This window comes from Pseudomonas citronellolis (assembly GCF_029335315.1).
GTDB classification, from domain to species: Bacteria; Pseudomonadota; Gammaproteobacteria; order Pseudomonadales; family Pseudomonadaceae; genus Pseudomonas; species Pseudomonas citronellolis_A.
This window is the reverse complement of record NZ_JARJLT010000265.1, coordinates 25,543-51,530: the sequence shown is the minus strand read 5'-3', so window position 1 is coordinate 51,530 and position 25,988 is coordinate 25,543. Positions and strand designations below refer to the sequence as shown.

The following is a 25,988-nucleotide window of genomic DNA, read 5'->3' as shown; positions in this document are numbered from 1 at the left end:
GCCATGAAGCTGCGTCCCTACCTGCTCCTTTCCCTGCTCGCCGGGTTCGCCCAGGCCGCCGAACCGGGCATCCGCCTGGACGCCCCGCTGGGCGGCTGGCGCCCCGGCGACGGCGAGGGCGCCAACTTCCGCCAGAGCGTGAACTACCCGGCGGCCTCGGTGAACACCCCAGCCGACCAGGCCATGACCGCGCGGATCAAGGGCGAGATCGCCAACGCGGCGAAGGACAAGCCGGCCACCCTGGTGGTCAACGGCGTGTCGATGCCGCTGAAGATCGGCGAAGACGGCGGCTTCGACCGCCCCTACGCGTTCCCGGCCGGCAGCAACAGCGTCGAAGTCATCAGCGCCGACGGCCAGCAGCGCAAGCGCGTGCAGTTCTATCACGGCGGCGGAGGCGGCGAAGTGCCGGCCAAGCTGCGCGTGCTGCTGTCCTGGGACAGCGACAACACCGACCTCGACCTGCACCTGGTGACCCCGGACGGCGGCCACGTCTGGTACGGCAACCGCAGCCTGCCCAACGGCGCCACCCAGGACGTCGACGTGACCACCGGCTACGGCCCGGAAATCATCGCCACGCCGACTCCCCTGAAGGGCGCTTACCTGGTCTACGTGAACTACTTCGGCGGCGGCTACAGCCAGGATAGCGAGAGCGGTGAGGTGGAGGCCGCGCAGCCGCTGACCACGGCGCGGGTGACGATAGTCACGGAGGAGGGCACGCCGAACGAGAAACAGGAGAGCTTCCTGGTGCCGATGCGCCAGCCGGGGGAGCTGACGTTGGTGAAGCGGTTCAGTTACCCGTAGGGCGGATAACGCCCCAAACGTTATCCGCCGTTGGCCCCTGGCTCTGGCGTTCTGGCCGACGGCGGATAACCGCGAACGGTTATCCGCCCTACGGTTTCAGCGTGTAGGGCGGATAACGCCCCAAGCGTTATCCGCCGGTGCCCAGCGCCTCAGCCCTTCTGGTCGGCCTGCCACGCCTCGATCACTTCCTGCGCCGCGCGGAAGGCATCGATCGCCGCCGGCACCCCGGCGTAGACCGCGCAGTGCAGCAGCGCTTCGCGAATCTCTTCCACCGTGCAGCCGTTGTTCAGCGCGCCGCGCACGTGCCCTTTGAGCTCCTGCGGGCATTTCAGCGCGGTCAGCGCGGCCAGGGTGATCAGGCTGCGGGTCTTGCGCGGCAGGCCTTCGCGGTTCCACACGCCGCCCCAGGCGTGTTCGTTGACGAAGTCCTGCAGCGGCTGGGTGAAGTCGGTGGCGTTGTTCAGGGCGCGGTCGACGAAGGCGTCGCCCATCACTTCGCGGCGAACCTGTTCGCCGGCCTTGCGGTTGTCGCTCATATCAACTCCTAGTCGAGGGCTTCCAGGCGCACCGGCGCGGTGCCGCTGCGCAACATGTCGAGGCGCTCCGCCGCCGCGCGCGACAGGTCGATAAGCCGTCCGCGGCCGAATGGCCCGCGGTCGTTGACCCGCACCACCACGCTGCGGCCGTTGTCGAGGTTGGTCACCTTCAGCCGGGTGCCGAACGGCAGGCTGCGGTGGGCAGCGGTGAGCGCGTGCTGGTCGAAGCGTTCGCCGCTGGCGGTCTTCTTGCCGTGGTGCGCGCGCCCGTAGTACGAGGCCGTGCCCTCGGCGCGGTAGCCGCGCGCCGATTCACCGTCGTACGACGAGGTGGCGCAACCGGCCAGCAGGGCCAGGCCGGCGAACAGGGCGAGAGAACGCAGCATCGAACCTCCGGACGAAAAAACGCCGGGCAAGCCCGGCGTCATTGAAGTGTGGGCTCAGGCTTCGAGCTTCTTCTTCAGCAGTTCGTTCACTTGCGCCGGGTTGGCCTTGCCCTTGGCGGCTTTCATGGCCTGGCCGACGAAGAAGCCGAACATCTTGCCGCGCTTGGCTTCGTCGCTGGCGCGGTACTGTTCGACCTGCTCGGCGTTGGCCGCCAGCACGTCGTCCAGCAGCTTCTCGACGGCGCCGGAGTCGGTGTTCTGCACCAGGTCCTTGGCCTTGATGATCTCGTCCGGCGAACCTTCACCTTCGGCCAGCGCGGCGAACACAGTCTTCGCGGCCTTGCCGTTGATGGTGCCGTCCTTCAGGCGCAGGATCATTTCGCCCAGGTGCTGGGCGGAAACCGGCGACTGCTCGATTTCCAGTCCGTCCTTGTTGAGCAGGCTGGAGAGCTCGCCCATCACCCAGTTGGCGGCCAGCTTGGCGTCGCCGCAGATGCCCTGTACCTGCTCGAAGTAGTCGGCCATCTCGCGGCTGGCGGAGAGCACGCTGGCGTCGTAGGCCGACAGCCCGTACTGGCTCTCGAAGCGCTCGCGCTTCTGGTCCGGCAGTTCCGGCAGGCCGGCGCGCAGCGCTTCCAGGAAGCTGCGCTCGATCACCACCGGCAGCAGGTCCGGGCAGGGGAAGTAGCGGTAGTCGTTGGCTTCTTCCTTGCTGCGCATGGAGCGCGTCTCGTCCTTGTTCGGGTCGTACAGGCGGGTTTCCTGCACGACCTTGCCGCCGTCCTCGATCAGCTCGATCTGGCGCTGGACTTCATGGTTGATCGCTTTCTCGATGAAGCGGAAGGAGTTGACGTTCTTGATCTCGGCGCGGGTGCCGAACGCGGCCTGGCCTTTCGGCCGCACCGAGACGTTGCAGTCGCAGCGCAGCGAGCCTTCGGCCATGTTGCCGTCGCAGATGCCCAGGTAGCGCACCAGCGCGTGGATCGCCTTGACGTAGGCCACGGCTTCCTTGGCGCTGCGGATGTCCGGCTCGGAGACGATCTCCAGCAGCGGGGTGCCGGCGCGGTTCAGGTCGATGCCGCTCATGCCGTGGAAGTCTTCGTGCAGGCTCTTGCCGGCGTCCTCTTCCAAGTGCGCGCGGGTGATCCCCACGCGCTTCACGGTGCCGTCTTCCAGGGTGATGTCGAGGAAGCCCTTGCCGACCACCGGGTGGTCCATCTGGCTGGTCTGGTAGCCCTTGGGCAGGTCCGGGTAGAAGTAGTTCTTGCGCGCGAAGACGTTACGCTCGGCGATCTCGGCGTTGATCGCCAGGCCGAACTGACAGGCCATGCGCACGGCCTCGGCGTTCAGCACCGGCAGGGTGCCGGGCATCGCCAGGTCGACCAGGCTGGCCTGGGTGTTGGGCTCGGCGCCGAAGGTGGTGGCACTGCCGGAGAAGATCTTCGATTGGGTGGCGAGCTGCGCGTGGATTTCCAGCCCGATCACGGTTTCCCATTGCATGTCGTAATCCTTCCTCAGAATCCAGCCGGTGCTTGTTTGTGCCAGTCGGTCACCTGTTGGTACTGGTGCGCGACATTGAGCAGGCGGCCTTCCTGGAAGTACGGGGCGAGCAGCTGCACGCCCACCGGCAGGCCATCGACGAACCCGGCGGGCATGGACAGCCCGGGGATGCCGGCGAGGTTGGCGGTGATGGTGTAGATGTCTTCCAGGTACTGGGCGACCGGGTCGTCGTTCTTGGTGCCGAGCTTCCAGGCCGGGTTCGGCGTGGTCGGGCCGAGGATGACGTCGACATCGGCGAAGGCGCTGACGAAATCGTTCTTGATCAGTCGGCGAATCTTCTGAGCCTTCAGGTAGTAAGCGTCGTAGTAGCCGGCGGAAAGCGCGTAGGTGCCGACCATGATGCGGCGCTTCACTTCGGCGCCGAAGCCTTCGGCGCGGGAGCGCTTGTACAGGTCCTGGAGGTCCTTCGGGTCCTCGCAGCGGTAGCCGTAGCGCACGCCGTCGAAGCGCGACAGGTTGGAGCTGGCTTCCGCCGGGGCGATCACGTAGTACGCCGGGATGGCGTGCTGCATGTTCGGCAGGGAGATGTCCTTGACCACCGCGCCGAGCTGCTTGAGCTGCTCGACCACGGCCAGCACGGCGTCGGCGATGCGGCTGTCGAGGCCGGCGCCGAAGTATTCCTTCGGCAGGCCGATGCGCAGGCCGACCAGCGGCTTGCCGAGGGCGGCCAGGTAGTCGTCCAGCGGCTGGTCGACGCAGGTGGAGTCCTTGGGGTCGAATCCGGCCATGGCGCCGAGCATCAGCGCGCAGTCCTCGGCGGAGCGGGCCAGCGGGCCGGCCTGGTCGAGGCTGGAGGCGTAGGCGATCATGCCCCAGCGCGAGACGCGGCCGTAGGTCGGCTTGATCCCGGTGAGGTTGGTCAGCGCCGCCGGCTGGCGGATCGAGCCGCCGGTGTCGGTGCCGGTGGCGGCGGGGATCAGGCGCGCGGCCACGGCCGCGGCCGAGCCACCGGAGGAACCGCCGGGCACGCGGCTGGTGTCCCAGGGGTTCTTCACCGCGCCGTAGTGGCTGGATTCGTTGGCCGAGCCCATGGCGAACTCGTCCATGTTCAGCTTGCCCAGGCTCACGGCGCCGGCGGCGGCCAGGCGCTCGACGACGGTGGCGTCGTAGGGCGAGATGAAGTTGTCGAGAATCTTCGAGCCGCAGCTGGTGCGTACGCCCTTGGTGCAGAACAGGTCCTTGTGGGCGATGGGCGCGCCGAGCAGGGCGCCGCTTTCGCCGTTGGCGCGCCGTTGGTCGGCTGCGCGGGCCTGGGCCACGGCTTCGTCGGCGGTGACGCTGATGAAGCTGTTCAGCTGCGGGTCGAGCTGCTCGATGCGGCTCAACAGGGCACGGGTCAGCTCTTCGGCGGAGAACTGCTTGTCGGCGAGGCCGCGGGCGACTTCGGCGAGGGTCAGTTGGTGCAGCATGGGTCCGTGTCCTTCCTTATTACTCGATCACTTTCGGAACCAGGTACAGGCCGTCTTCCACGGCCGGTGCGATGGCCTGGTAGGCCTCGCGCTGGTTGCTTTCGGTCACCGCGTCGGCGCGCAGGCGCTGGGTCGCTTCCAGCGGGTGGGCCAGGGGTTCGACGCCGTCGGTGTTCACGGCTTGCATCTGGTCGACCAGGCCGAGGATATTGTTCAGGGTCTCGGTGGTCTTGGCGATTTCGGTTTCCGCCAGGCCCAGGCGGGCGAGGTGGGCGATTTTTTCCACGTCGGAGCGGTCAAGCGCCATCGGGGGGTCTCCAGGCTAGAGCTGCCAGCGTCGATCGGACGCATGGTCGGAAATACATGGGCGGGGGAACGGAACCCGCAGCGGGCGGTCTCAGGGCCGCAGGGGCAGGCCTTAAAGGCGCTGAAAGTCAAGCAATTTAACACAATGCCGCCTTGCCCAAAATCCCCGTCGTTGTTAGAGTTTGCCGCACTTTTTTACCCGCGCATTTTTCACCCACGCATCGTCCAGGGTTTCTTTTCCATGTTCAAAAAATTGCGTGGCATGTTCTCCAGCGATCTGTCGATCGACCTGGGTACTGCCAATACCCTTATTTATGTGCGCGAACGCGGCATTGTCCTCAACGAGCCGTCGGTGGTCGCCATCCGCAACCACGGCAACCAGAAGAGCGTCGTGGCCGTGGGCACCGAGGCCAAGCGCATGCTCGGCCGTACCCCGGGCAACATCTCCGCCATTCGTCCGATGAAGGACGGGGTGATCGCCGACTTCAGCGTCTGCGAGAAGATGCTCCAGTACTTCATCAACAAGGTGCACGAGAACAGCTTCCTGCAGCCCAGCCCGCGTGTGCTGATCTGCGTGCCGTGCAAGTCCACCCAGGTGGAACGCCGCGCCATCCGTGAGTCGGCCCTCGGCGCCGGCGCCCGCGAGGTGTACCTGATCGAAGAACCGATGGCCGCGGCCATCGGCGCCGGCCTGCCGGTGGAAGAGGCCCGTGGTTCCATGGTCGTCGACATCGGCGGCGGCACCACCGAGATCGCCCTGATCTCGCTGAACGGCGTGGTCTACGCGGAATCCGTACGGGTCGGCGGCGACCGCTTCGACGAAGCCATCGTCACCTACGTGCGCCGCAACTACGGCAGCCTGATCGGCGAATCCACCGCCGAGCGCATCAAGCAGGAGATCGGCACCGCCTTCTCCGGTGGCGAAGTCCGCGAAGTGGACGTCCGTGGCCGCAACCTGGCCGAAGGCGTACCGCGCAGCTTCACCCTGAACTCCAACGAGGTCCTGGAAGCGCTGCAGGAATCCCTGGCGACCATCGTCCAGGCGGTCAAGAGCGCCCTGGAGCAGTCCCCGCCGGAGCTGGCCTCGGACATCGCCGAGCGCGGCCTGGTGCTGACCGGTGGTGGCGCCCTGCTGCGCGACCTGGACAAGCTGCTGGCCCAGGAAACCGGCCTGCCGGTGATCGTCGCCGAAGACCCGCTGACCTGCGTGGCCCGTGGCGGCGGCAAGGCGCTGGAGATGATGGACCGTCACTCCATGGACCTGCTCTCCACCGAGTAAGGTGGGAGCCCCTGGCGGCGGTTGACGTTTTGTCGCGCACGGCGAAACATCAACCGCTTCCGAACGGCAGCTAGGGAGCTGGCCATCAAACCGCTATTCTCCAAAGGGCCCTCGCTGGGCGTGCGCCTGCTGGTGCTCGCCGTGCTGTCGGTGAGCCTGATGGTGGTCGACGCGCGCTTCGACTACCTCAAGCCCATGCGCAGCCAGATGGGGCTGGTGCTGACCCCCTTCTATGGCGTGGCCGATTTGCCGGTACGCGCGTGGGAAGGCGTGCGCGACCAGTTCACCAGCCGCAGCGAGCTGCTCGCCGAAAACGAACGACTGAAGGCCGAGTCGCTGCTGATGCAGCGCCGCCTGCAGAAACTCGCCGCGCTCACCGAGCAGAACGTGCGCCTGCGCGAACTGCTCAACTCCGCCGCCCTGGTGGACGACAAGGTGCTGGTCAGCGAGCTGATCGGCGTCGACCCCAACCCCTTCACCCAGCGCATCCTGATCGACAAGGGCGCCAAGGACGGGGTGTTCCAGGGCCAGCCGGTGCTCGACGCCAGCGGCCTGATGGGCCAGGTGGTCGAGGTCATGCCCTACACGGCGCGCGTCCTGTTGCTCACCGACACCACCCACAGCATCCCGGTGCAGGTCAACCGCAACGGCCTGCGCGCCATCGCCGTCGGCACCGGCAACCCGGAACGCCTGGAACTGCGCTTCGTCGCCGACACCGCGGACATCAAGGAAGGCGACCTGCTGGTCAGCTCCGGCCTCGGCCAGCGCTTCCCGGCCGGCTACCCGGTGGCGGTGGTCAAGGAAGTCATCCATGACTCCGGCCAGCCGTTCGCGGTGATCCGCGCCGTGCCCACCGCGAAGATGAACCGCAGCCGCTACGTGCTGCTGGTGTTCAGCGACAGCCGCACCCCCGAGCAGCGCGCCACCGACGCCGCCGAGGCCCAGGCCGAGGCCGACCGCAAGGCCGCCGAAGCCAACGGCCAGGCGCCCGCGCCCGCTGCTCCGGCGGCCCCGGCCGCTCCAGCCGTACCGGCTGCGCCGGCGCCAGCTCCTGCTGCGGCGCCGCACGCCACCCCGGCCGCCGCGCCGGCCCAGCCCGCGCCGCAAAGGAACCGTCACTGATGCCCGCCCAAGGACCGCGCAACGGCTGGCTGATCTGGGTCAGCCTGCTGCTGGCGCTGCTGCTCTCGGTGGCGCCGATGCCGAGCTTCACGGAAATCGGCCGGCCGCTGTGGCTGGCGCTGTTCCTCACCTTCTGGGTGCTGATGGTGCCGCAACGGGTCGGCATGGTCAGCGCCTGGGTCTGCGGCCTGGCCGAGGACGTGCTGTACGGCAGCCTGCTCGGGCAGAACGCCCTGATCCTCAGCCTGATCGTGTTCCTGGTCATGGCCCTGCAGCAGCGCCTGCGGCTGTTCCCGGTGTGGCAGCAGTGCCTGGTGCTGATGGTGGTCTACGGCCTGGCGCAGTTGGTGCAGTTGTGGCTCAACGCGCTGACCGGCAACCGTCCGCCGACCCTGGCGTTCCTGCTGCCGGCGTTGGTCAGCGGGCTGCTCTGGCCCTGGGTGGTGGGCCTGCTCAAGGGCCTGAGCCAGCGCCTGAAGGTCTACTAAACATTCGTCCGCAGTGCACTCCGCCGGCCATCGGCGCGGCCGGAGTGCGGCTGGAATCCTCTTCCGGAGTCGCTGATGCCTCAGCTTTACCTGGCCTCCAGTTCGCCGCGTCGTCGTGAGTTGCTGACGCAGATCGGCCTGTCCTTCCACCTGGTTTCCGGCAATATCGACGAGACACCCGAGGCCGGCGAGGCACCGCTCGCCTACGTCGAGCGCCTGGCGCGGGGCAAGGCCCTGGCCGGGCTGAACATGCTGGCGCAGCGCCCCGACGTCTGCGTGCTCGGCGCCGACACGGCCGTGGTGCTGGACGGCCGCATCCTCGGCAAGCCGGTGGACCGCGACGACGGCCTGGCCATGCTGCGCGCGCTGTCCGGCCGCCAGCACCAGGTGCTGACCGCCGTGGCGGTGGCCGAAGGCGGGCGCTGCCAGGTGCGCGTGGTGGTCAGCAACGTCACCTTCCGCACCATCGCCGAAGCCGAGGCGGAAGCCTACTGGGCCACCGGCGAACCACTGGACAAGGCGGGCGGCTACGCTATCCAGGGGCTGGCGGCGATCTTCGTCAGCCGCGTCGAGGGCAGCTACAGCGGCGTGGTCGGCCTGCCCCTGTGCGAAACCGCGGAACTGTTGGCTGACTTCGCGATCCCTTGCTGGCAGTCTTGAACACGAAGTAGCGCTGCAGACCCCCGGGCGCGATTAAGGAAGAAGGGCCCATGAGCGAAGAGATCCTGATCAATATCACGCCGATGGAATCGCGCGTGGCGGTGGTGGAAAACGGCGTCCTTCAGGAAGTCCATGTCGAGCGCACCCTGCGCCGCGGGATTGTCGGCAACATCTACAAGGGGCGTGTGGTCCGCGTGCTGCCGGGGATGCAGGCGGCCTTCGTGGACATCGGCCTGGATCGCGCGGCCTTCATCCACGCCGCGGAAATCTCCACCCGCGAGGGCAGTGCGGTGGAAAGCATCGGCGCCCTGGTCCACGAGGGCCAGAGCCTGGTGGTGCAGGTCACCAAGGACCCCATCGGCACCAAGGGCGCGCGCCTGACCACGCACCTGTCGATCCCTTCGCGCTACCTGGTGTACATGCCGCGCACCAGCCACGTCGGCATTTCCCTGAAGATCGAGGACGAGCAGGAGCGTGAACGCCTGAAGCAGGTGGTCGCCAAATGCGTCCAGCTCGAGGGCATCGTCGAGAAGGGTGGCTTCATCCTGCGCACCGCCGCCGAGGGCGCCGGGGAGGACGAAATCCTCGCCGACATCCGCTACCTGCGCCGGCTCTGGGACCAGATCGACGCGCAGATCCAGACGGTCGGCGCGCCGACCTTGATCTACGAAGACCTGTCCCTGGCCCTGCGCACCCTGCGCGACCTGGTCAACCCGCGCATCGAGAAGATCCGCGTCGACTCGCGGGAGAACTTCCAGAAGATCACCCAGTTCGTCGACGAGCTGATGCCGGAAATCGCCGACCGCCTGGAGCACTACCCCGGCGAACGGCCGATCTTCGACCTCTATGGCGTCGAGGACGAGATCCAGAAGGCCCTGGAGCGCAAGGTGCTGCTCAAGTCCGGCGGCTACCTGATCATCGACCCCACCGAGGCGATGACCACCATCGACGTCAACACCGGCGCCTTTGTCGGCCATCGCAACCTCGAAGAGACCATCTTCAAGACCAACCTCGAGGCGGCCACCGCGATCGCCCGCCAGATGCGCCTGCGCAACCTCGGCGGGATCATCATCATCGACTTCATCGACATGGAGGACGAGGAGCATCGCCGCCAGGTCCTGCGCACCCTGGAGAAGCAGCTGGAGCGCGACCACGCCAAGACCAACATCATCGGCATCACCGAGCTGGGCCTGGTGCAGATGACCCGCAAGCGCACCCGCGAAAGCCTGGTGCAGGTGCTCTGCGAGCCCTGCCCGAGCTGCCAGGGGCGCGGCATGCTGAAGACCCCGGAGACCATCTGCTACGAGATCTTCCGCGAGATCCTCCGCGAGGCGCGGGCCTACCAGGCGGACTCCTACGTGGTGCTGGCCAACCAGAAGGTGGTCGACCGCCTGCTCGACGAGGAGTCGGGCAACGTCGCCGACCTGGAGATGTTCATCGGCCGCACCATCAAGTTTCAGGTTGAGCCGATCTACTCCCAGGAACAGTATGACGTCGTCCTGCTCTGAGGCGTTTTACTGACATGGAATCCTTCGGCCGCCTGCTCGCGCGCCTGTTGCGCCTGGCGCTGGGGCTGTGCGCCCTGGGCCTGGTGCTGCTCGCCCTGTACGTCAGCCTCGGGCGCCAGCTGGCGCCGCTGGTGGCGGAGTACCGCGAGAGCCTGGCCGAGCAGGTCGAGGCGCGCCTGCATTTGCCGGTGCGCATCGGCGCGCTGGAGGGCAGCTGGCACGGCTTCAGCCCGATCATCACGGTGCGCGACGTGCAGCTGGGCGAGGGCGCCGACGCCCTGCGCCTGGAGCGCGTGCGCCTGACCCCGGACATTCCCGCCAGCCTGCTGGCGCGCCAGCCGCGCATCGACAGCCTGGAGCTGCAGGGCCTGCAACTGAGCCTGCGCGAGGCCGAGGATGGCCATTGGCAGGTCGAGGGCCTGCCTTCCAGCCCGCAGGGCAGCGACCCGCGCCAGCTCATCGACCTGCTGCTGACGCCGCGGCGCCTGTCGTTGCTGGACAGCCAGCTGACCCTGCTGCCGCGCGAAGGGCAGTCGCTGAACCTCACCTATTTCGGCCTGACCCTGCACAGCGGCGTGTTCGGCCAGCGCCTGGACGGCCGCTTCAACCTGCCCGACGGCCAGCCGGTGGCGCTGCGGGTGGACGCCCGGGTCAACCGCGACGACTGGAAACTCAGCTCCGCCGACGCCTACCTCAGCCTGCCGCAGAGCGACTGGGCGAAGTGGCTGCCGGCGGGCCTGACCCGGCAGTGGCGGGTCCAGCGCCTGCAAGCCGGCGGCGAGGTCTGGGCGAAGCTCGACAAGGGCGAGCCGCGCGCCGCCGTGGTGCGCCTCAACGCGCCCAAGGTGCAGGCTTCCTTCGACGGCCGCCAGCCGGTGAGCATCGCCGACCTTGGCGTGGGCCTGTACTTCCAGCGCCAGGGCGACGACCTGACGGTCCGGGTCAACGACCTGGCGGCGAACCTCGGCGACAAGCGCTGGGGCGAGGCCGAGCTCGAATTGACCCGGCAGACCAAGGGCGAGGAGCGCTGGAGCCTGCGCGCCGACCGCCTCGACCTCGGCCCGCTGCTGCCGGTGGTGGAAAGCCTGGCGCCGCTGCCGGACAAGGCCGTGGAATGGCTGAGCGGCCTGCAGCCCAAGGGCGTGCTGCACAACCTCAACCTCGACTACTGGCCGCAGCGCCAGGGCGCCGAGCGGCTGGCCTACGGCATGAACCTGGAGAAGGTCGGGGTCGCCGCCTTCCATGAAGTGCCGGCGGTGGAAAACGTCGACGGCACCTTCAGCGGCAACCTGCTGGGCGGCCAGCTGGACGCCTCCGCGCAGGATTTCATGCTCCACCTGGCCACCCTGTTCCCCGAGCCCTGGCGCTTCCGCAGCGCCAACGCGCGGCTGTTCTGGTCCTGGGACGACGAGGCGTTCACCCTCGGCAGCCACCTGATGAAGGTGGAAGGCGACGTCGGCCGCCTGGGCGGCGACATGCTGATCCGCCTGATGCACGACCATGACAAGGAAAGCTACATGGACCTGCGCGTCGGCCTGGTGGACGGCGACGGCAGCTACACCCCGATGTTCCTGCCGACCGTGCTGCCGGAAATGAGCAAGGACCTGGCCCACTGGCTGGCCACGGCGATCAAGGGTGGGCGCGTCGAGCAGGGCTACTTCCAGTGGCAGGGCTCGCTGAAGAAAGGCTCGGCGCCGGAAGACCACGCCATGAGCCTGTACTTCAAGGTCCACGACGGTCAGCTCGACTACCAGCCCGGCTGGCCGGCGCTGAGCCAGGCCGAGGGCGAGGTGCTGGTGGAGGACACCGGCGTGCGCATCCGCGCGCAGTCCGGGCGCATCCTGCAGAGCAAGGTCAGCAACGTCCAGGTCGACATTCCCCACGCGCCGCCGGGCGAGGTCGCCCACCTGCACGTCGATGGCGATATCGACAGCAACCTCGGCGACGGCATGAAAATCCTCCAGGAGTCGCCCCTGGGCGTGCAGCAGGTATTCGCCGGCTGGGAAGGCGAGGGGCCGTTGAACGGCCACCTGAACCTCGACATCCCGCTGGCCAAGGACCAGGCGAAGCAGTCGCGGGTGGTGGTGGACTTCGCCACCGAGGGCGCGCGCCTGAAGATCGCCAAGCCGACCCTGGAGCTGGCGCAGCTCAAGGGCGATTTCCGCTACGACACCAACAGCGGCCTGAGCGGCAAGGGCATCAGCGCCCAGGCCCTGGGTAGCCGCGTCACCGGCAGCATTCGCGCCGAAGGCAGCCCCGGCAAGCCGCGCCAGCGGGTGCTGGTCGGCGGCCAGGTGGCGCTGAAGAGCCTGCTCGACTGGGGCGGCATCACGCAGGCCGTGCCCGCCTCGGGGCGCCTGCCGTTCCAGCTCGACCTGTTGATCGATGGCAAGGACAGCCAGCTGCAGGTCAGCTCCAACCTCAAGGGCCTGACCGTCGACCTGCCGGCGCCGTTCGGCAAGGGCGCCGACGAAGTCCGCGCCAGTGACTGGCGCATGACCCTGGATGGCCCGGAGCGGCGCTACTGGGCCAACTACGACAAGGTCGCCAGCCTGGCCTACGCCGCTCCTGCTGATAAACCCCTGGCCGGACGTGGCGCGCTGCGCCTGGGCGGCGACCCGGCGTTGCTGCCGAACTGGAACGGCATACAGCTGCGCGGCAGCCTGGACAGCCTCGACGTCGACCAGTGGCAGGCGGTGCTGAAGAAGTACGGTATCGGCGGCGTGCCCAGCGGCACCCAGGGACTGTTGCGCGGCGCCGACCTGCAGATCGGCCATTTCCGCGGCTTCGGCGCCAGCCTGGAGAACCTCAAGCTCGACCTGCTCCGCGCCTCCGGCGGCTGGCAACTGGGCGTGAACAGCAGCCTGATGGCCGGCCAGGCGGTGTTCCCCGACAGTGGCCAGCGGCCGATCCAGATCAACCTGGACCGCCTCGACCTGCCGAAGAACCCGACCAACGACCTGGCCAACTCGCCGACCATCGCCCCCGACCCGCTGGAAAAGCTCGACCCGCGCAGCCTGCCGCCGATGGACGTGGCCATCCGCCAGATATCCCAGGGCGGCAAGCCGATCGGCGCCTGGAGCTTCAACCTGCGCTCGACCGCCAGCGGCGTCACCTTCAACGACGTCAATCTCGACCTGCGCGGCCTCAAGGTCGTCGGCGCCTTGCGCTGGGAAGGGCCGGTGGGCTCCACCCGCAGCACCTTCCAGGGCCGCCTGGAGGGCAAGAACCTGGCCGACGTGCTCAAGGCCTGGGACTTCGCGCCCACCGCCACCAGCGAGCGCTTCCGCCTCGACATCGACGGCAACTGGCCGGGTTCGCCGGCCTACATCAGCCTGCGGCGCTTCGGCGGGCGGCTGGAAGCCGACATGCGCAAGGGCCAGTTCGTCGACGTGGAAGGCAGCGCCCAGGCCCTGCGGGTGTTCGGCCTGCTCAATTTCAACGCGATCAACCGGCGCCTGCGCCTGGACTTCTCCGACCTGTTCGGCAAGGGCCTGAGCTACGACCGCGTGCAGGGCGTGCTGGGCGCCACCGACGGTGTCTACCTGACCCGCGAGCCGATCAAGCTCACCGGCCCTTCGAGCAACATCGAGATGAGCGGCACCCTGGACATGGCCCACGACCAGATCGACGCCAAGCTGCTGGTGACCCTGCCACTGACCAACAACCTGCCGCTGGCCGCGCTCATCGTCGGCGCGCCGGCGGTGGGCGGCGCGCTCTTCGTGGTGGACAAGCTGCTGGGCGACAAGGTCTCGCGCTTCGCCAGCGTGCAGTACAACGTCAAGGGTCCCTGGCAGAACCCCGACATCTCCTTCCAGAAGCCCTTCGAAAAACCCTAGCGAGCAGAGCTGGCGGGCATCGGTTAGGATGAACTGCATCTGTTGTCGGAGAAACGCATGTCCCTCGCCGTGATCCAGATGGTCAGCCAGGACGACGTCCCGGCCAACCTCGCCGCCGCCCGTCGCCTGCTCGAAGAAGCCGCCGAAGGTGGTGCGCGCCTCGCCGTGCTGCCGGAGAACTTCGCCGCCATGGGCCGCCGCGACCTGGCCGAGTTGGGCCGCGCCGAAGCACGCGGCGAAGGACCGATCCTGCCCTGGTTGAAAAGCGCGGCCCGCGACCTCAGGTTGTGGATAGTCGCCGGCACCCTGCCATTGCCGCCGGACGGCCAGCCCGAGGCCAAGGCCAACGCCTGCTCGCTGCTGATCGACGACGAGGGCCAGCGCGCGGCGCGCTATGACAAGTTGCACCTGTTCGACGTGGACGTGGCCGACAGTCGGGGGCGCTACCGCGAGTCCGACGACTACGCTTTCGGCGGCCAGGTGGTGGTGGCCGAGACGCCGGTCGGCCGGCTGGGCCTGACGGTGTGCTACGACCTGCGCTTCCCCGAGCTCTACACCCGGCTGCGCGAGGCCGGCGCCGAGCTGATCAGCGCGCCCTCGGCGTTCACCGCGGTGACCGGCCAGGCGCACTGGGAAGTGCTGATCCGCGCCCGCGCCATCGAAACCCAGTGCTATGTGCTGGCGGCGGGGCAGGGCGGCAGCCACCCGCGTGGTCGCGAGACCTGGGGCCAGTCGGCCATCGTCGACCCCTGGGGGCGCATCCTCGCCGAACGCGACAAGGGCGAAGCGGTGCTGCTGGCCGAGCGCGACAGCGAAGAACAAGCGGCGGTCCGGCAGCGCATGCCGGTGGTCCGCCATCGAAGATTCTACCCGCCGGCCGTTCCCGGACCGGCGCCTACGGAGTAGCCATGAGCGAGTTGTTGTCATCCGTCAGCCAGCACCTGCTGGCCCCAGGTGGCCTGGACATCGACGGCCTGCAGCCGATCCTGCACGAGCTGAGCGGCCCGGGCATCGATGCCGCCGACCTGTATTTCCAGAGCCAGGTCTCCGAGTCCTGGATGCTCGAGGACGGCATCGTCAAGGAAGGCAGCTTCCACATGGACCAGGGTGTGGGCGTGCGCGCCCAGTCCGGCGAGAAGACCGGCTTCGCCTACAGCAACGCGATCAACGCCGAGGCCCTGGGCCAGGCGGCGCTCGCCGCGCGCTCGATCTCCCGCGCCGGGCAGAACGGCACGGTGCAGGCGTTCAAGGCGGTCGCCCCGGTGCGCCTGTACGCCGGCGAGAACCCGCTGGACGTGCTCAGCCGCGCCGAGAAGGTGGACCTGCTGAAGAAGGTCGACGCCGCCACCCGCGCCCTCGACCCGCGCATCCAGCAGGTCACCGTGAGCCTGGCCGGCGTCTGGGAGCAGGTGCTGATCGCCGCCGCCGACGGCTCGCTGGCCGCCGACATCCGCCCGCTGGTGCGCTTCAACGTGAGCGTCATCGTCGAACAGAACGGTCGCCGTGAGCGCGGCGGCCACGGCGGTGGCGGGCGTACCGACTATCGCTATTTCCTCAGTGAAGACCGCGCCATGTCCTACGCCCGCGAGGCGCTGCGCCAGGCCCTGGTCAACCTCGAAGCGGTGCCCGCGCCGGCCGGCAGCCTGCCGGTGGTGATGGGCGCCGGCTGGTCCGGCGTGCTGCTGCACGAGGCGGTGGGCCACGGCCTGGAAGGCGACTTCAACCGCAAGGGCAGCTCGGCCTACAGTGGTCGCGTCGGCGAGAAGGTGGCCTCCAGCCTGTGCACCATCGTCGACGACGGCACCCTGGCGGCGCGCCGCGGCTCGCTGTCGGTGGACGACGAAGGCACCCCGACCCAGTACAACGTGCTGATCGAGAACGGCATCCTCAAGGGCTACATGCAGGACAAGCTCAACGCCCGCCTGATGGGCGTGGCGCGCACCGGCAACGGCCGCCGCGAGTCCTACGCGCACCTGCCGATGCCGCGCATGACCAACACCTACATGCTGGCCGGGCAGAGCGACCCGGCCGAGATCATCGCCTCGGTGGAGAAGGGCATCTACTGCGCCAACCTCGGCGGCGGGCAGGTGGACATCACCAGTGGCAAGTTCGTCTTCGCCACCAGCGAGGCCTACCTGATCGAGAACGGCAAGATCACCCGTCCGGTGAAGGGCGCGACCCTGATCGGCAACGGCCCGGAAGTGATGAGCCGGGTGTCCATGGTCGGCAACGACATGGCCCTGGACAGCGGCGTCGGCACCTGCGGCAAGGATGGCCAGTCGGTACCGGTGGGGGTTGGCCAGCCGACCCTGAAGATCGACGCCATCACCGTGGGCGGGACCGGCGCCTGAGGCGCCGGCAGCATTTGGAAAGTCTGCTCACGGCCTCGCGAGCTAGAGCAGAACAAGGCAAAAACAGGTGAGGAAGCGCAGTTTACTGATGCTAAACGAGCATTTCTCACCTGTTTTTAACGCAGTTCTGCCGACGCGTAGCAGGTCGTGGGCGGGCTTTCAGCGGAGGCCGCGCTTGAGTTCGTCCAGCTCGCGGATGTACTTGAAGATCTTCCGCGCCGCTGCCGGGGGCTTGTTGTGAGCGGCCTCGTGCTGGGCGTGGCGGATCAGTTGCAGCAGGTGCTGGCGATCGCTTTCCGGGTATTCGCCGAAGAAGCTCGAGAGGGCATCGTCGCCGCCGGTGATCAGGCGGTCGCGCCAGCGCTCCAGGGCGTGGAAGCGTTCGTTGTACTGGCGGGTCGAACTGTCGACCTGGTCGAGCAGGGCGACGATCGCCTCGATGTCCTGGTCGCGCAGCAGCTTGCCGATGAACTGCCGGTGGCGTTTGCGGGCGGCGTGGGCCTTGTGCTTGGGCGCCTCGTCGAGGGCGCGGCGCAGCGGGTCGGTCAGCGGCAGGCGGTCGAGCATGTCCGGCTTGAGCGTGGTCAGGCGCTCGCCGAGATCCTGCAAGGCGTGCATCTCGCGTTTTACTTGCGTCTTGCTCTTCTCTTCGAACAGCGAGTCGTCGTCTTGATAATCAGCCATGGCGGTGGTCCAGTGGAAAACGTCGCCATGATAACGAGTCGAGGGTCGCTTGTCCGGCCCGCCCGCGAAGCCACGGGGCCCGGAGCCCCGTCCGCGGAACAGAACAGGAGAGTTTGGCAATGAGCGAACAGGCCAAGGCAGTCGGCCCCGAGGCACTTCCGGCGCTGCGCGAGCAGGTCGAGCGGATCATCGCCGAGGCCAAGCGCCAGGGCGCCAGCGGTTGCGAGGTGGCGGTATCCCTGGAGCAGGGGCTGTCCACCAGCGTGCGCCAGCGCGAGGTGGAAACGGTCGAATTCAACCGCGACCAGGGCTTCGGCATCACCCTCTACGTCGGCCAGCGCAAGGGCTCGGCGAGCACGTCGGCGACCGGCGAGGACGCCATCCGCGAAACCGTGGCGGCGGCCCTGGCCATCGCCAAACATACCTCCGAGGACGATTGCTCCGGCCTCGCCGATCCGGCGCTGATGGCTCGCGAGCTGCCCGACCTGGACCTCTACCACGCCTGGTCGCTGACCCCGGAGCAGGCGGTGGAACGCGCCCTGGCCTGCGAAGCGGCGGCGTTCGACGCCGACCCGCGCGTGACCAAGGCCGACGGCACCACCCTGAACACCCACCAGGGCTGCCGCGTCTATGGCAACAGCCATGGCTTCATCGGCGGCTACGCCAGCACCCGGCAGAGCCTCAGCTGCGTGATGATCGCCGAAGGCGAAGGACAGATGCAGCGCGACTACTGGTACGACGTGAAGCGGCGCGGCGAGCTGCTGGACAGCCCCGAGAACATCGGTCGGCGCGCCGCCCTGCGTGCCGCCAGCCGCCTCGGCGCGCGCCCGGTGCCGACCGCTGAAGTGCCGGTGCTGTTCGCCCCCGAGGTCGCCGTGGGCCTGTTCGGCCACTTCCTCGGCGCCATCTCCGGCGGCAGCCTGTACCGCAAGTCGTCGTTCCTCGAAGGCACCCTGGGCCAGCGCCTGTTCCCCGAGTGGCTGACCCTCGACGAACGCCCGTTGCTGCCTGGCGCGCTGGGCAGCGCCGCGTTCGACAACGACGGCCTGGCCACCTACGCCAAGCCCTTCGTGGAGAACGGCACCCTGGTCTCCTACGTGCTCGGCACCTACTCCGGACGCAAGCTGGGCATGCCCAGCACGGCTAACGCCGGCGGCGTGCACAACCTCTTCGTCAGCCATGGCGACGAGGACCAGAAGGCCCTGTTGCGCCGCATGGGCCGTGGCCTGCTGGTGACCGAGCTGATGGGGCAGGGGGTCAACCTGGTCACCGGCGACTACTCCCGTGGCGCCGGCGGCTATTGGGTGGAGAACGGCGAAATCCAGTTCCCGGTGCAGGAAGTCACTATCGCCGCCAACCTCAAGGACCTGTTCGCCAGCATCCTGGCCATCGGCAACGATGTGGAGACCCGCGGCAACCTGCACACCGGCTCGGTGCTGGTGGAGCGCATGATGGTCGCCGGTAACTGATCCGCGCGGGCAGTCCCGCTGCCTGAATGAGAGAGCGCCGTTTCCCATCGAGGGAAGCGGCGTTGTTCTTTCCGCAATGGCTCTTCGTAGGAGCGAGCTTGCTCCTACGAAGAGCACCCGGCGCATACCACCCCCGATTTGTCCTGCTCCCTTGGTCTGACTTGTATTTTTCTTCTCTCGTAACGATAATCAATCTCATTATCGTTGGAGGTCAGCCATGTTCGTCGAAACCCACACCTCGCTGCTCGACCGCTGGCACCGCCTGGGCACTCGCATCCGTTGTGCGCTGGAGCCCGAGGAACCCCGCCTGCTGGAACTCTACCTGTTCGAGACGCGCTACCTGGTGGCCTGGGAGCCACTGCCGGCCTGGCAGCTGTTCGAGAAGAGCTACCAGCTGCTGCTCGATACCGCCGCCGACATCGCCCTGCCGTGGCACTGGCGCAACCTGTGCCTCGACCACGCCTATCGCCCCCTGCATGAGCTGCGCCGCCTCGCCAGCGACGCCGAACGCACCCTGCGCCTGCGGCAGCTGGCCGGCCGCCTGGCGGCCCAGCCGATGGCGCCCTCCCTGACGTACCACGACCTGTAAGCGAGAAAGCAGAAATGACTGACAGCCGTATCGAACGCGACAGCATGGGTGAACTGGCGGTGCCGGCCGAGGCGCTGTATGGCGCCCAGACCCAGCGTGCGGTGAACAACTTCCCGGTCAGCGGGCAGCGCATGCCGGCCGCCTTCATCCGCGCCCTGTTGCTGGCCAAGGCCGCCGCGGCGCGGGCCAACGTGGCTCTGGAGCAACTCGACGCCGAGACCGGCGCGGCCATAGTCGCGGCCTGCGAAGAACTGCTGGGCGGCGACTTCCTCCAGCACTTCCCGGTGGACGTGTTCCAGACCGGCTCCGGCACCAGCTCCAACATGAACGCCAACGAGGTGGTCGCGACCCTCGCCGGGCGCCGCCTGGGCCGCGCGGTCAATGCCAACGACCAGATCAATTGCGGGCAGAGCAGCAACGACATCATCCCCTCGACCATCCACATCAGCGCCGCCCTGGAAATCCACGAGCGCCTGCTGCCCGCCCTGCGCCACCTGCAGGCGACCATCGAGCGCAAGGCGGGCGAAGTGCAGCGCTACGTGAAGACCGGCCGTACCCACCTGATGGACGCCATGCCGGTGCGCCTGAGCCAGGTGCTCGGCGGCTGGGCCCAGCAGGTCCGCCAGGCCAGCGCCAACCTCGAAGCGCTGCAGCCGGCGCTGCAGCAACTGGCACAGGGCGGCACCGCCGTGGGCACCGGGGTCAACGCCCATCCGCAGTTCTCCGCGAGCTTCTGTCGGGAGCTCAATGGCCTGACCGGCCTGGCCTTCCGTCCCGGCGACGACTTCTTCGCGCTGATCGGCGCGCAGGACACCGCCGTGGCCGTGTCCGGCCAGCTCAAGACCCTGGCCGTGGCGCTGATGAAAGTCGCCAACGACCTGCGCTGGATGAACTCCGGCCCGCTCGCCGGCCTCGCCGAGATCGAGCTGGAAGCCCTGCAGCCGGGCTCCTCGATCATGCCCGGCAAGGTCAACCCGGTGATCCCGGAGGCCACCGCCATGGTCGCCGCCCAGGTGATCGGCAACGACGCCACCATCGCCGTGGCCGGGCAGTCCGGCAACTTCGAGCTGAACGTGATGCTGCCGGTGATCGCCGACAACCTGCTGCAGAGCATCCAGCTGCTGGGCAACGCCAGTCGCCTGCTGGCCGACAAGGCCATCGCCGGCTTCAAGGTCAACGAGGCGCGCCTGCGCGAGGCGCTGGCGCGCAACCCGATCCTGGTCACCGCGCTGAACCCGATCATCGGCTACCAGAAGGCCGCCGAGATCGCCAAGCAGGCCTACCGCGAAGGGCGGCCGATCATCGAGGTGGCGCTGGAGAACACCGAGCTGGGTCGCGAGCGCCTGGAGGCGCTGCTCGACCCGGAGAAACTCACCGCCGGCGGCCTCTGAGGTCGCCCCATCGTGGAGGTACGCGTCATGCGCCACTGGCAACAGACCATCGAAATGGGTAACCGCTGCTTCATCCGCAACGAGTTGATCGATGCCCGCGAGCACTACCTCCACGCCCTGGCCATGGCCCAGCTGCTGCTGGGCCGCTGGCATGACCCGGACGAGGCGGTGATGGCCTTCGTCATCTCCCATCACAACCTTGGCGACCTGCATGTACAGCTGGGCCAGCCGGAAGAGACCGCCGAGTACCTGTGCAACTGCCACGAGCGCCTGCAGGAGTTGAGCATCGATCCACGGCAGAGCCGCGAGATGCGCGAGGCCGCGCTGCGCCACAGCCGGCGCAGCTACCTCGAACTGCTGAATTTCATCGGTGAGCACGGCAACTACCCGCGCACCCGCGCGCTGCTGCACCAGCAGGGTGACGTGGAGCTGCGCCCGGGTCTCTTCGCCACCCCGCAATCCATGCGCTACCACTAGGAGCGATCATGCCTCACCGTCTTCCCGCCCTGCCTTACGCCTTCGACGCCCTGGAGCCGCACATCGATGCGCGGACCATGGAGATCCACCACAGCCGCCACCACCAGACCTACGTCAACAACCTCAACGCGGCGCTGGAAGGCACGCCCTTCGCCGAGCTGCCCGTCGAGGAGCTGTTGCAGCAACTGGACCGCCTGCCGGAGAAACTGCTCGGCGCGGTGATCAACAATGGCGGCGGTCACGCCAACCATTCGCTGTTCTGGCAAGTCATGTCGCCGAAGGGCGGCGGCGAGCCCGACGGTGCCCTGGCTCTTGCCATCGACATCGAGCTGGGTGGTTACGCGGCCTTCCGCGAGGCCTTCACCAAGGCCGCGCTGTCCCGCTTCGGCAGCGGCTGGGCGTGGCTCTGCGTCGACCGCCAGGGCCGCCTGAAGGTGGAGAGCAGCGCCAACCAGGACAGCCCGCTGATGCAGGACCTGATCCCGATCCTCGGCCTGGATGTCTGGGAGCACGCCTACTACCTGCAGTACCAGAACCGCCGGCCGGAATACATCGCCGCCTTCTATGAAGTCGTCGATTGGCCGGAGGTGGCGCGCCGCTATCGCCAGGCCCTGGAGCAACGGGGGCTCGCCTGATGCCAGCCGGGAAGATCGCAGCATGCGCGAACTAGCCGCGAACGCGCGCCAGGGCGGCCTGCGCTGGCTGCTCGGCCTGGGCATCGCGCTGCTGGGCAGCGGCCTGCTGCTCAACCACCTGATGCTGCTGGCGCGCCTGCAACTGCCCGGGCCGCTCTACCAGGCGCTGGTCGGTGGCCTGCTGTGCGCCCTGGGCACGGCGCTGGGGGCGGTACCGGTGCTGCTGATCCGCTCGATGCCGGCGCGGGTCGCCGATGGCCTGCTGGGCTTCGGCGCCGGGGTGATGCTGGCGGCCACGGCCTTCTCGCTGCTGCTGCCGGCCATCGAGTCGGTGGAGGCCGCCGGGCGTTCTTCGCTCTACGCCTCGCTGCTGGTCAGCCTCGGCATGGCTCTGGGCGCGCTCGGGCTGATGCTCTCCGGGCGGCTGCTGGACGACGCCCGGCACGACCTCGACGCCGGGCCGACACCGGCGATTCCCGCGCGCATCCTGCTGTTCGTCGCGGCCATCGTGCTGCACAACATACCCGAGGGCATGGCGGTTGGCGTCGCCGCCGGAGGGAGTGTGGAAGGGGCCAGCGGGTTGGCGCTCGGCATCGCCCTGCAGGACGTGCCCGAAGGCCTGGCGATCGCCCTGGTGCTCGCGGGCGCGGGGATGTCGCGGGGCAGGGCGGCGCTCGCTGGAGCGGCGTCCGGGCTGGTCGAGCCGCTGTTCGCGGTGCTCTGCGCGTGGCTGGTGGGTGTGTCGAGGATGCTGCTGCCCTGGGGCCTGGCCCTGGCGGCGGGCGCCATGCTCTATGTGGTGGCGCGGGAGATCATTCCCGAATCGCAGCGCCGCGGTTTCGCCGGGGAGGCGACCCTGGGGCTGATCGTCGGTTTCTGCCTGATGATGGTGTTGGATACGTCGCTGGGCTAGCGCCCGGAGTCGTGCGGAGCGACGATCACTCGCCTTCGTCGAAGTAGTCGTTGATCAGGTCGACGAGGGCTTGCAGGGCCTCGTCCGCCTGTTCGCCTTCGGCGTTCAGGTGCAGGTTGGTGCCCTTGCCCGCCGCCAGCATCATCACGGCCATGATGCTCTTGCCGTCCACCGTGCTTTCCGGGCTGCGACCGACGCGGATCTGGCAGGGAAAGCGTCCGGCCACGCCGACGAATTTGGCCGCGGCGCGGGCGTGCAGGCCGAGCTTGTTGATGATGGTGATTTCGAGGGCGGGCATCGCGAGGGGCTGTCCTTTTGTTATCTGCTGCTAGCTCAGGTCGCGGTGGCGAATCTGCACGTTCTTCAGGGTGTCTCGGAGGGTATTGCCGAGGCGCTCGGCGATGTAGACCGAACGATGATGGCCGCCCGTGCAGCCGATGGCAATGGTGACGTAGGCGCGGTTGCTGGCGGCGAAGCGCGGCAGCCACTTGTTCAGGTAGGCCAGGATGTCCTGGTACATCTCTTCCACGTCGGGCTGCTCGGCGAGGTATTCCTGCACGTCCTTGTCGAGGCCGGACTGCTCGCGCAGTTCAGGCTTCCAGTAGGGGTTGGGCAGGCAGCGCACGTCGAACACCAGGTCGGCGTCGATCGGCATGCCGCGCTTGAAGCCGAACGACTCGACGAGGAAGGCGGTGCCCGGCTCCGGTCGGTTCAGCAGGCGCAGCTTGATGACGTCGCGCAGCTGGTAGAGGTTGAGGTTGGTGGTGTTCAGCTTGAGGTCGGCGAGGTCGGCGATCGGGCTGAGCAGGTGCTCTTCGTCGGCGATGGCCTCGGCGAGGGAACGGGTGTCGGTGGTCAGCGGGTGGCGCCGGCGGGTCTCGGAGAAGCGCTTGAGCAGCGTCTCGTCGTCGGCGTCGAGGTACAGCACGTCGCAGTTGATGTGCTTGTCGCGGGCCTCCTGCAGCAGCTCGGGGAAGCGCTTGAGCTGGCTGGGCAGGTTGCGCGCGTCGATCGACACCGCCACCTGCGGGTGCATCAGCTCGGTGTGCAGCAGGGCGCGCTGGGCCAGGTCCGGCAGCAGGCTGGCCGGCAGGTTGTCGATGCAATAGAAACCGTTGTCCTCAAGAACGTTGAGGGCGGTGCTCTTGCCCGAGCCGGATCGGCCGCTGACGATTATCAGGCGCATGCTCAGTGCCCGTTCTGCACGTCCACGACTATCTGGTACAGCGCGTCGCCATCACGGGCGTGGCGCAGGCGCTCGCGCACCTCGGCTCGGTCGAGCATCGAGGCGATCTGGCGCAGCAGCTCCAGGTGCTCCTCGGTGGCCGCTTCCGGTACCAGCAGGACGAACACCAGGTCGACCGGAGCGCCGTCGAGGGCGTCGAAGTCCACCGGTGCATCAAGATGAAGGATGGCGCTGATCGGCGCCTTGCAGCCGTTCAGGCGGCAGTGCGGAATGGCGATGCCATTGCCGAAGCCGGTCGAGCCCAGGCGTTCGCGGGCCACCAGGCTTTCGAATATGCCTTGCGCGTCGAGGCCGAGCAGGTCCTTGGAGACCAGGTTGGCGATCTGTTCGAGTACGCGCTTCTTGCTGCCGCCCGGCACGTTCACCAGGGAACGGCCGGGGGACAGGATCTGCTCAAGTCGGATCATAGGGGAGGGGGGTTAGCGGACTCCAACGCCCTGTTGGCGTTCGAGGTACTTTTCCTTGTGTTTGATCAGTTGACGGTCGAGTTTGTCGGTCAGAAGGTCGATGGCCGCGTACATGTCTTCATGTTCCGCGCAAGCCACCACTTCGCCACCGGCGATGTGCAGGGTGGCTTCGATGCGCTGCTTCAGCTTCTCGACCTCCATGATGACCTGTACGTTGGTGATCTTGTCGAAGTGGCGCTCCAGTCGGCCGAGTTTTTCGCCGACATAGTCGCGCAGGGCGTCGGTCACATCCAGTTGATGTCCACTGATGTTGACTTGCATACCGCTTTCTCCTTGTTGCCCGTGTGTAAGTGGCAGGTTAGTTGGCCTACCGCCGGAACACTTTGGCTTGGGTCAATCAGACCAGTCGCTTGCGCTCACTGGAAGGAGCGATACCGAGGGACTCCCGGTACTTGGCGACGGTCCGACGTGCCACTTGAATGCCCTGTGCCTCCAGTAAACCAGCGATCTTGCTGTCGCTCAACGGCTTTTTCGGACTTTCTGCCGCGACCAGTTTCTTGATGATCGCGCGGATCGCGGTGGACGAGCATTCGCCGCCCTCGGAGGTGCTGACGTGGCTGGAGAAGAAGTATTTAAGTTCGAAGATGCCACGCGGGGTGTGCATGAATTTCTGCGTGGTGACCCGCGAGATGGTCGACTCGTGCATGCCCACCGCCTCGGCGATGTCGTGCAGGACCAGCGGCTTCATCGCCTCCTCGCCGTACTCGAGGAAGCCGCGCTGGTGTTCGACGATCTGCGTCGCCACCTTCATCAGCGTCTCGTTGCGGCTCTGCAGGCTCTTGATGAACCAGCGCGCTTCCTGCAGCTGGTTGCGCATGAAGGTGTTGTCCGCGCTGGAGTCGGCGCGACGCACCAGGCCGGCGTACTGCGAGTTGACCCGCAGGCGCGGCACCGCTTCCTGGTTGAGCTCAACCAGCCAGCGTTCGTTGTGCTTGCGCACGATGACGTCCGGGACCACGTACTCGGCTTCGCCGGATTCGATCTGGGTGCCCGGGCGCGGGTGCAGCGACTGGATCAGCTCGATGGTCTCGCGCAGATCGTCTTCCTTGAGCTTCATGCGGCGCATCAGTTGTGTGTAGTCGCGGCTGCCGAGCAGGTCGAGGTGGTCGCCCACCAGGCGCAGGGCCTCGGCCAGCAGGTAGGTGTCCTCGGGCATCTGGCGCAGTTGCAGCAGCAGGCACTCGCGCAGGTTGCGCGCGCCGACGCCGGCGGGCTCCATCTGCTGGATGCGCCGCAGCACCACTTCGACCTCGTCCATCTCGACGTCAAGTTCCGGGTCGATGGAGGCGAGGATGTCGTCCAGGGATTCTTCGAGGTAGCCGTCGTCGTTGATGCCGTCGATGATGCTGAGGGCGACCAGGCGATCGGTATCGGACATCGGCAGCAGGTTCAGTTGCCACAGCAGGTGGCTCTGCAGGCTTTCACCGGCGGAGGTGCGGGCGGTGAAGTCCCACTCGTCGTCGTCGTTGCTCGGCAGGCTGCTGGCGCTGGTCTGGTAGACGTCTTCCCAGGCGGTGTCGACTGGCAGCTCGTTGGGGATGCGCTCGGCCCACTGGTCCTCGTCCAGGCTGTCGGCGCTGGGCGTGGTGGTTTCCTGGTAGGTGTCGTTCTGGGTGCCGGCGCTGGAAGGGGTTTCCTCGCGGCCTTCGGCATAGGGGTCGCTGCCGTCGAAGTCTTCGCCTTCTTCCTGGCGTTCGAGCATCGGATTGGATTCAAGCGCTTCCTGGATCTCCTGTTGCAGATCCAGGGTGGAGAGTTGGAGCAGTCGGATGGCCTGTTGCAGCTGCGGGGTCATCGTCAGCTGCTGGCCCATCTTGAGGACAAGCGATGGTTTCATGGCAGGAACTTGCACCTTGTTCGCTGGCGTGTAGT

Annotated in this window: 26 protein-coding genes; 15 read left to right on the top strand and 11 right to left on the bottom strand. The window is 67.6% G+C overall.

The window, feature by feature from the left end:
- The first annotated feature begins 3 nt into the window (after positions 1 to 3).
- A complete protein-coding gene (locus P3W75_RS19840) occupies positions 4 to 801 on the top strand; it encodes a YfaP family protein (RefSeq protein ID WP_276229016.1) in 798 nt (265 codons plus the stop codon).
- Between the two features lie 149 nt (positions 802 to 950).
- Here the strand turns inward: P3W75_RS19840 and P3W75_RS19835 are convergent, their stop codons facing one another.
- The 5 genes from P3W75_RS19835 to gatC are packed head-to-tail and all read right to left on the bottom strand — an operon-like array spanning position 951 to position 4,999.
- Positions 951 to 1,337 (bottom strand): carboxymuconolactone decarboxylase family protein, encoded by a 387-nt coding sequence (locus P3W75_RS19835; protein WP_276229015.1) that lies wholly within the window; start codon positions 1,335 to 1,337, stop codon positions 951 to 953.
- Positions 1,338 to 1,345: 8 nt separating this feature from the next.
- Positions 1,346 to 1,723: a septal ring lytic transglycosylase RlpA family protein gene (locus tag P3W75_RS19830; RefSeq protein WP_276229014.1), complete on the bottom strand. Its 378-nt coding sequence runs from the start codon at positions 1,721 to 1,723 to the stop codon at positions 1,346 to 1,348.
- A 54-nt stretch (positions 1,724 to 1,777) separates the two neighbouring features.
- Positions 1,778 to 3,223 carry an Asp-tRNA(Asn)/Glu-tRNA(Gln) amidotransferase subunit GatB gene (gene gatB, locus P3W75_RS19825; RefSeq protein WP_276229013.1) on the bottom strand — a complete coding sequence of 482 codons (1,446 nt, stop codon included), beginning with the start codon at positions 3,221 to 3,223 and terminating at the stop codon, positions 1,778 to 1,780.
- A 14-nt stretch (positions 3,224 to 3,237) separates the two neighbouring features.
- Positions 3,238 to 4,692, bottom strand: a complete 1,455-nt coding sequence (gatA, locus tag P3W75_RS19820) for an Asp-tRNA(Asn)/Glu-tRNA(Gln) amidotransferase subunit GatA (RefSeq protein ID WP_276229012.1) — start codon at positions 4,690 to 4,692, stop codon at positions 3,238 to 3,240.
- A 19-nt stretch (positions 4,693 to 4,711) separates the two neighbouring features.
- Positions 4,712 to 4,999, bottom strand: coding sequence for an Asp-tRNA(Asn)/Glu-tRNA(Gln) amidotransferase subunit GatC (gene gatC, locus P3W75_RS19815; RefSeq protein WP_276229011.1), 288 nt, complete (start codon positions 4,997 to 4,999; stop codon positions 4,712 to 4,714).
- 240 nt (positions 5,000 to 5,239) lie between these two features.
- Here gatC and mreB point away from each other — a divergent pair, with 240 nt between their 5' ends.
- The 8 genes from mreB (at position 5,240) to tldD (ending at position 16,245) form a co-directional block, all read left to right on the top strand.
- A complete protein-coding gene (mreB, locus tag P3W75_RS19810; protein WP_276229010.1) occupies positions 5,240 to 6,277 on the top strand; it encodes a rod shape-determining protein MreB in 1,038 nt (345 codons plus the stop codon).
- 84 nt (positions 6,278 to 6,361) lie between these two features.
- Complete coding sequence (gene mreC / locus P3W75_RS19805) at positions 6,362 to 7,399, top strand: rod shape-determining protein MreC (protein ID WP_276229056.1); 1,038 nt, start codon at positions 6,362 to 6,364, stop codon at positions 7,397 to 7,399.
- Positions 7,399 to 7,887 carry a rod shape-determining protein MreD gene (gene mreD / locus P3W75_RS19800; protein WP_276229009.1) on the top strand — a complete coding sequence of 163 codons (489 nt, stop codon included), beginning with the start codon at positions 7,399 to 7,401 and terminating at the stop codon, positions 7,885 to 7,887. The genes mreC and mreD overlap by 1 nt, the downstream gene beginning before the upstream one ends.
- Before the next feature lie 75 nt (positions 7,888 to 7,962).
- On the top strand, positions 7,963 to 8,547 hold the full coding sequence (locus P3W75_RS19795; RefSeq protein ID WP_276229008.1) for a Maf family protein: 585 nt from the start codon (positions 7,963 to 7,965) through the stop codon (positions 8,545 to 8,547).
- A gap of 50 nt (positions 8,548 to 8,597) precedes the next feature.
- A complete protein-coding gene (gene rng / locus P3W75_RS19790) occupies positions 8,598 to 10,055 on the top strand; it encodes a ribonuclease G (RefSeq protein WP_276229007.1) in 1,458 nt (485 codons plus the stop codon).
- A gap of 14 nt (positions 10,056 to 10,069) precedes the next feature.
- Positions 10,070 to 13,894, top strand: coding sequence for a YhdP family protein (locus tag P3W75_RS19785; RefSeq protein ID WP_276229006.1), 3,825 nt, complete (start codon positions 10,070 to 10,072; stop codon positions 13,892 to 13,894).
- Positions 13,895 to 13,951: 57 nt separating this feature from the next.
- A complete protein-coding gene (locus tag P3W75_RS19780) occupies positions 13,952 to 14,800 on the top strand; it encodes a carbon-nitrogen hydrolase family protein (RefSeq protein WP_276229005.1) in 849 nt (282 codons plus the stop codon).
- 2 nt (positions 14,801 to 14,802) lie between these two features.
- Positions 14,803 to 16,245: a metalloprotease TldD gene (gene tldD / locus P3W75_RS19775; RefSeq protein WP_276229004.1), complete on the top strand. Its 1,443-nt coding sequence runs from the start codon at positions 14,803 to 14,805 to the stop codon at positions 16,243 to 16,245.
- A gap of 159 nt (positions 16,246 to 16,404) precedes the next feature.
- Here the strand turns inward: tldD and yjgA are convergent, their stop codons facing one another.
- Positions 16,405 to 16,929: a ribosome biogenesis factor YjgA gene (gene yjgA / locus P3W75_RS19770; RefSeq protein ID WP_276229003.1), complete on the bottom strand. Its 525-nt coding sequence runs from the start codon at positions 16,927 to 16,929 to the stop codon at positions 16,405 to 16,407.
- Positions 16,930 to 17,048: 119 nt separating this feature from the next.
- On the opposite strand from yjgA, the gene pmbA reads away from it, so the two are divergent.
- From pmbA to P3W75_RS19740, 6 genes are all read left to right on the top strand, one after another.
- Positions 17,049 to 18,398: a metalloprotease PmbA gene (pmbA, locus tag P3W75_RS19765; protein WP_276229002.1), complete on the top strand. Its 1,350-nt coding sequence runs from the start codon at positions 17,049 to 17,051 to the stop codon at positions 18,396 to 18,398.
- Between the two features lie 217 nt (positions 18,399 to 18,615).
- A complete protein-coding gene (locus P3W75_RS19760) occupies positions 18,616 to 18,987 on the top strand; it encodes a FagA protein (protein ID WP_276229001.1) in 372 nt (123 codons plus the stop codon).
- Between the two features lie 14 nt (positions 18,988 to 19,001).
- A complete protein-coding gene (gene fumC / locus P3W75_RS19755; protein WP_276229000.1) occupies positions 19,002 to 20,378 on the top strand; it encodes a class II fumarate hydratase FumC in 1,377 nt (458 codons plus the stop codon).
- Positions 20,379 to 20,405: 27 nt separating this feature from the next.
- Positions 20,406 to 20,855 carry a hypothetical protein gene (locus tag P3W75_RS19750; protein WP_276228999.1) on the top strand — a complete coding sequence of 150 codons (450 nt, stop codon included), beginning with the start codon at positions 20,406 to 20,408 and terminating at the stop codon, positions 20,853 to 20,855.
- 8 nt (positions 20,856 to 20,863) lie between these two features.
- Positions 20,864 to 21,490: a superoxide dismutase gene (locus P3W75_RS19745; protein WP_276228998.1), complete on the top strand. Its 627-nt coding sequence runs from the start codon at positions 20,864 to 20,866 to the stop codon at positions 21,488 to 21,490.
- 22 nt (positions 21,491 to 21,512) lie between these two features.
- The gene (locus tag P3W75_RS19740; protein WP_276228997.1) at positions 21,513 to 22,403 is read left to right on the top strand and encodes a ZIP family metal transporter; all 891 of its coding nucleotides are present in this window, start codon (positions 21,513 to 21,515) and stop codon (positions 22,401 to 22,403) included.
- 25 nt (positions 22,404 to 22,428) lie between these two features.
- Here P3W75_RS19740 and P3W75_RS19735 read toward each other — a convergent pair whose 3' ends face one another.
- The 5 genes from P3W75_RS19735 to P3W75_RS19715 form a co-directional block, all read right to left on the bottom strand.
- Positions 22,429 to 22,701 carry an HPr family phosphocarrier protein gene (locus tag P3W75_RS19735; RefSeq protein WP_276228996.1) on the bottom strand — a complete coding sequence of 91 codons (273 nt, stop codon included), beginning with the start codon at positions 22,699 to 22,701 and terminating at the stop codon, positions 22,429 to 22,431.
- 30 nt (positions 22,702 to 22,731) lie between these two features.
- A complete protein-coding gene (gene rapZ, locus P3W75_RS19730; protein WP_276228995.1) occupies positions 22,732 to 23,589 on the bottom strand; it encodes an RNase adapter RapZ in 858 nt (285 codons plus the stop codon).
- Positions 23,590 to 23,591: 2 nt separating this feature from the next.
- A complete protein-coding gene (ptsN, locus tag P3W75_RS19725; protein ID WP_276228994.1) occupies positions 23,592 to 24,056 on the bottom strand; it encodes a PTS IIA-like nitrogen regulatory protein PtsN in 465 nt (154 codons plus the stop codon).
- A gap of 12 nt (positions 24,057 to 24,068) precedes the next feature.
- Positions 24,069 to 24,377: a ribosome hibernation-promoting factor, HPF/YfiA family gene (hpf, locus tag P3W75_RS19720; RefSeq protein WP_089390615.1), complete on the bottom strand. Its 309-nt coding sequence runs from the start codon at positions 24,375 to 24,377 to the stop codon at positions 24,069 to 24,071.
- 76 nt (positions 24,378 to 24,453) lie between these two features.
- Positions 24,454 to 25,953 (bottom strand): RNA polymerase factor sigma-54, encoded by a 1,500-nt coding sequence (locus P3W75_RS19715; RefSeq protein WP_276228993.1) that lies wholly within the window; start codon positions 25,951 to 25,953, stop codon positions 24,454 to 24,456.
- Positions 25,954 to 25,988: the final 35 nt, after the last annotated feature.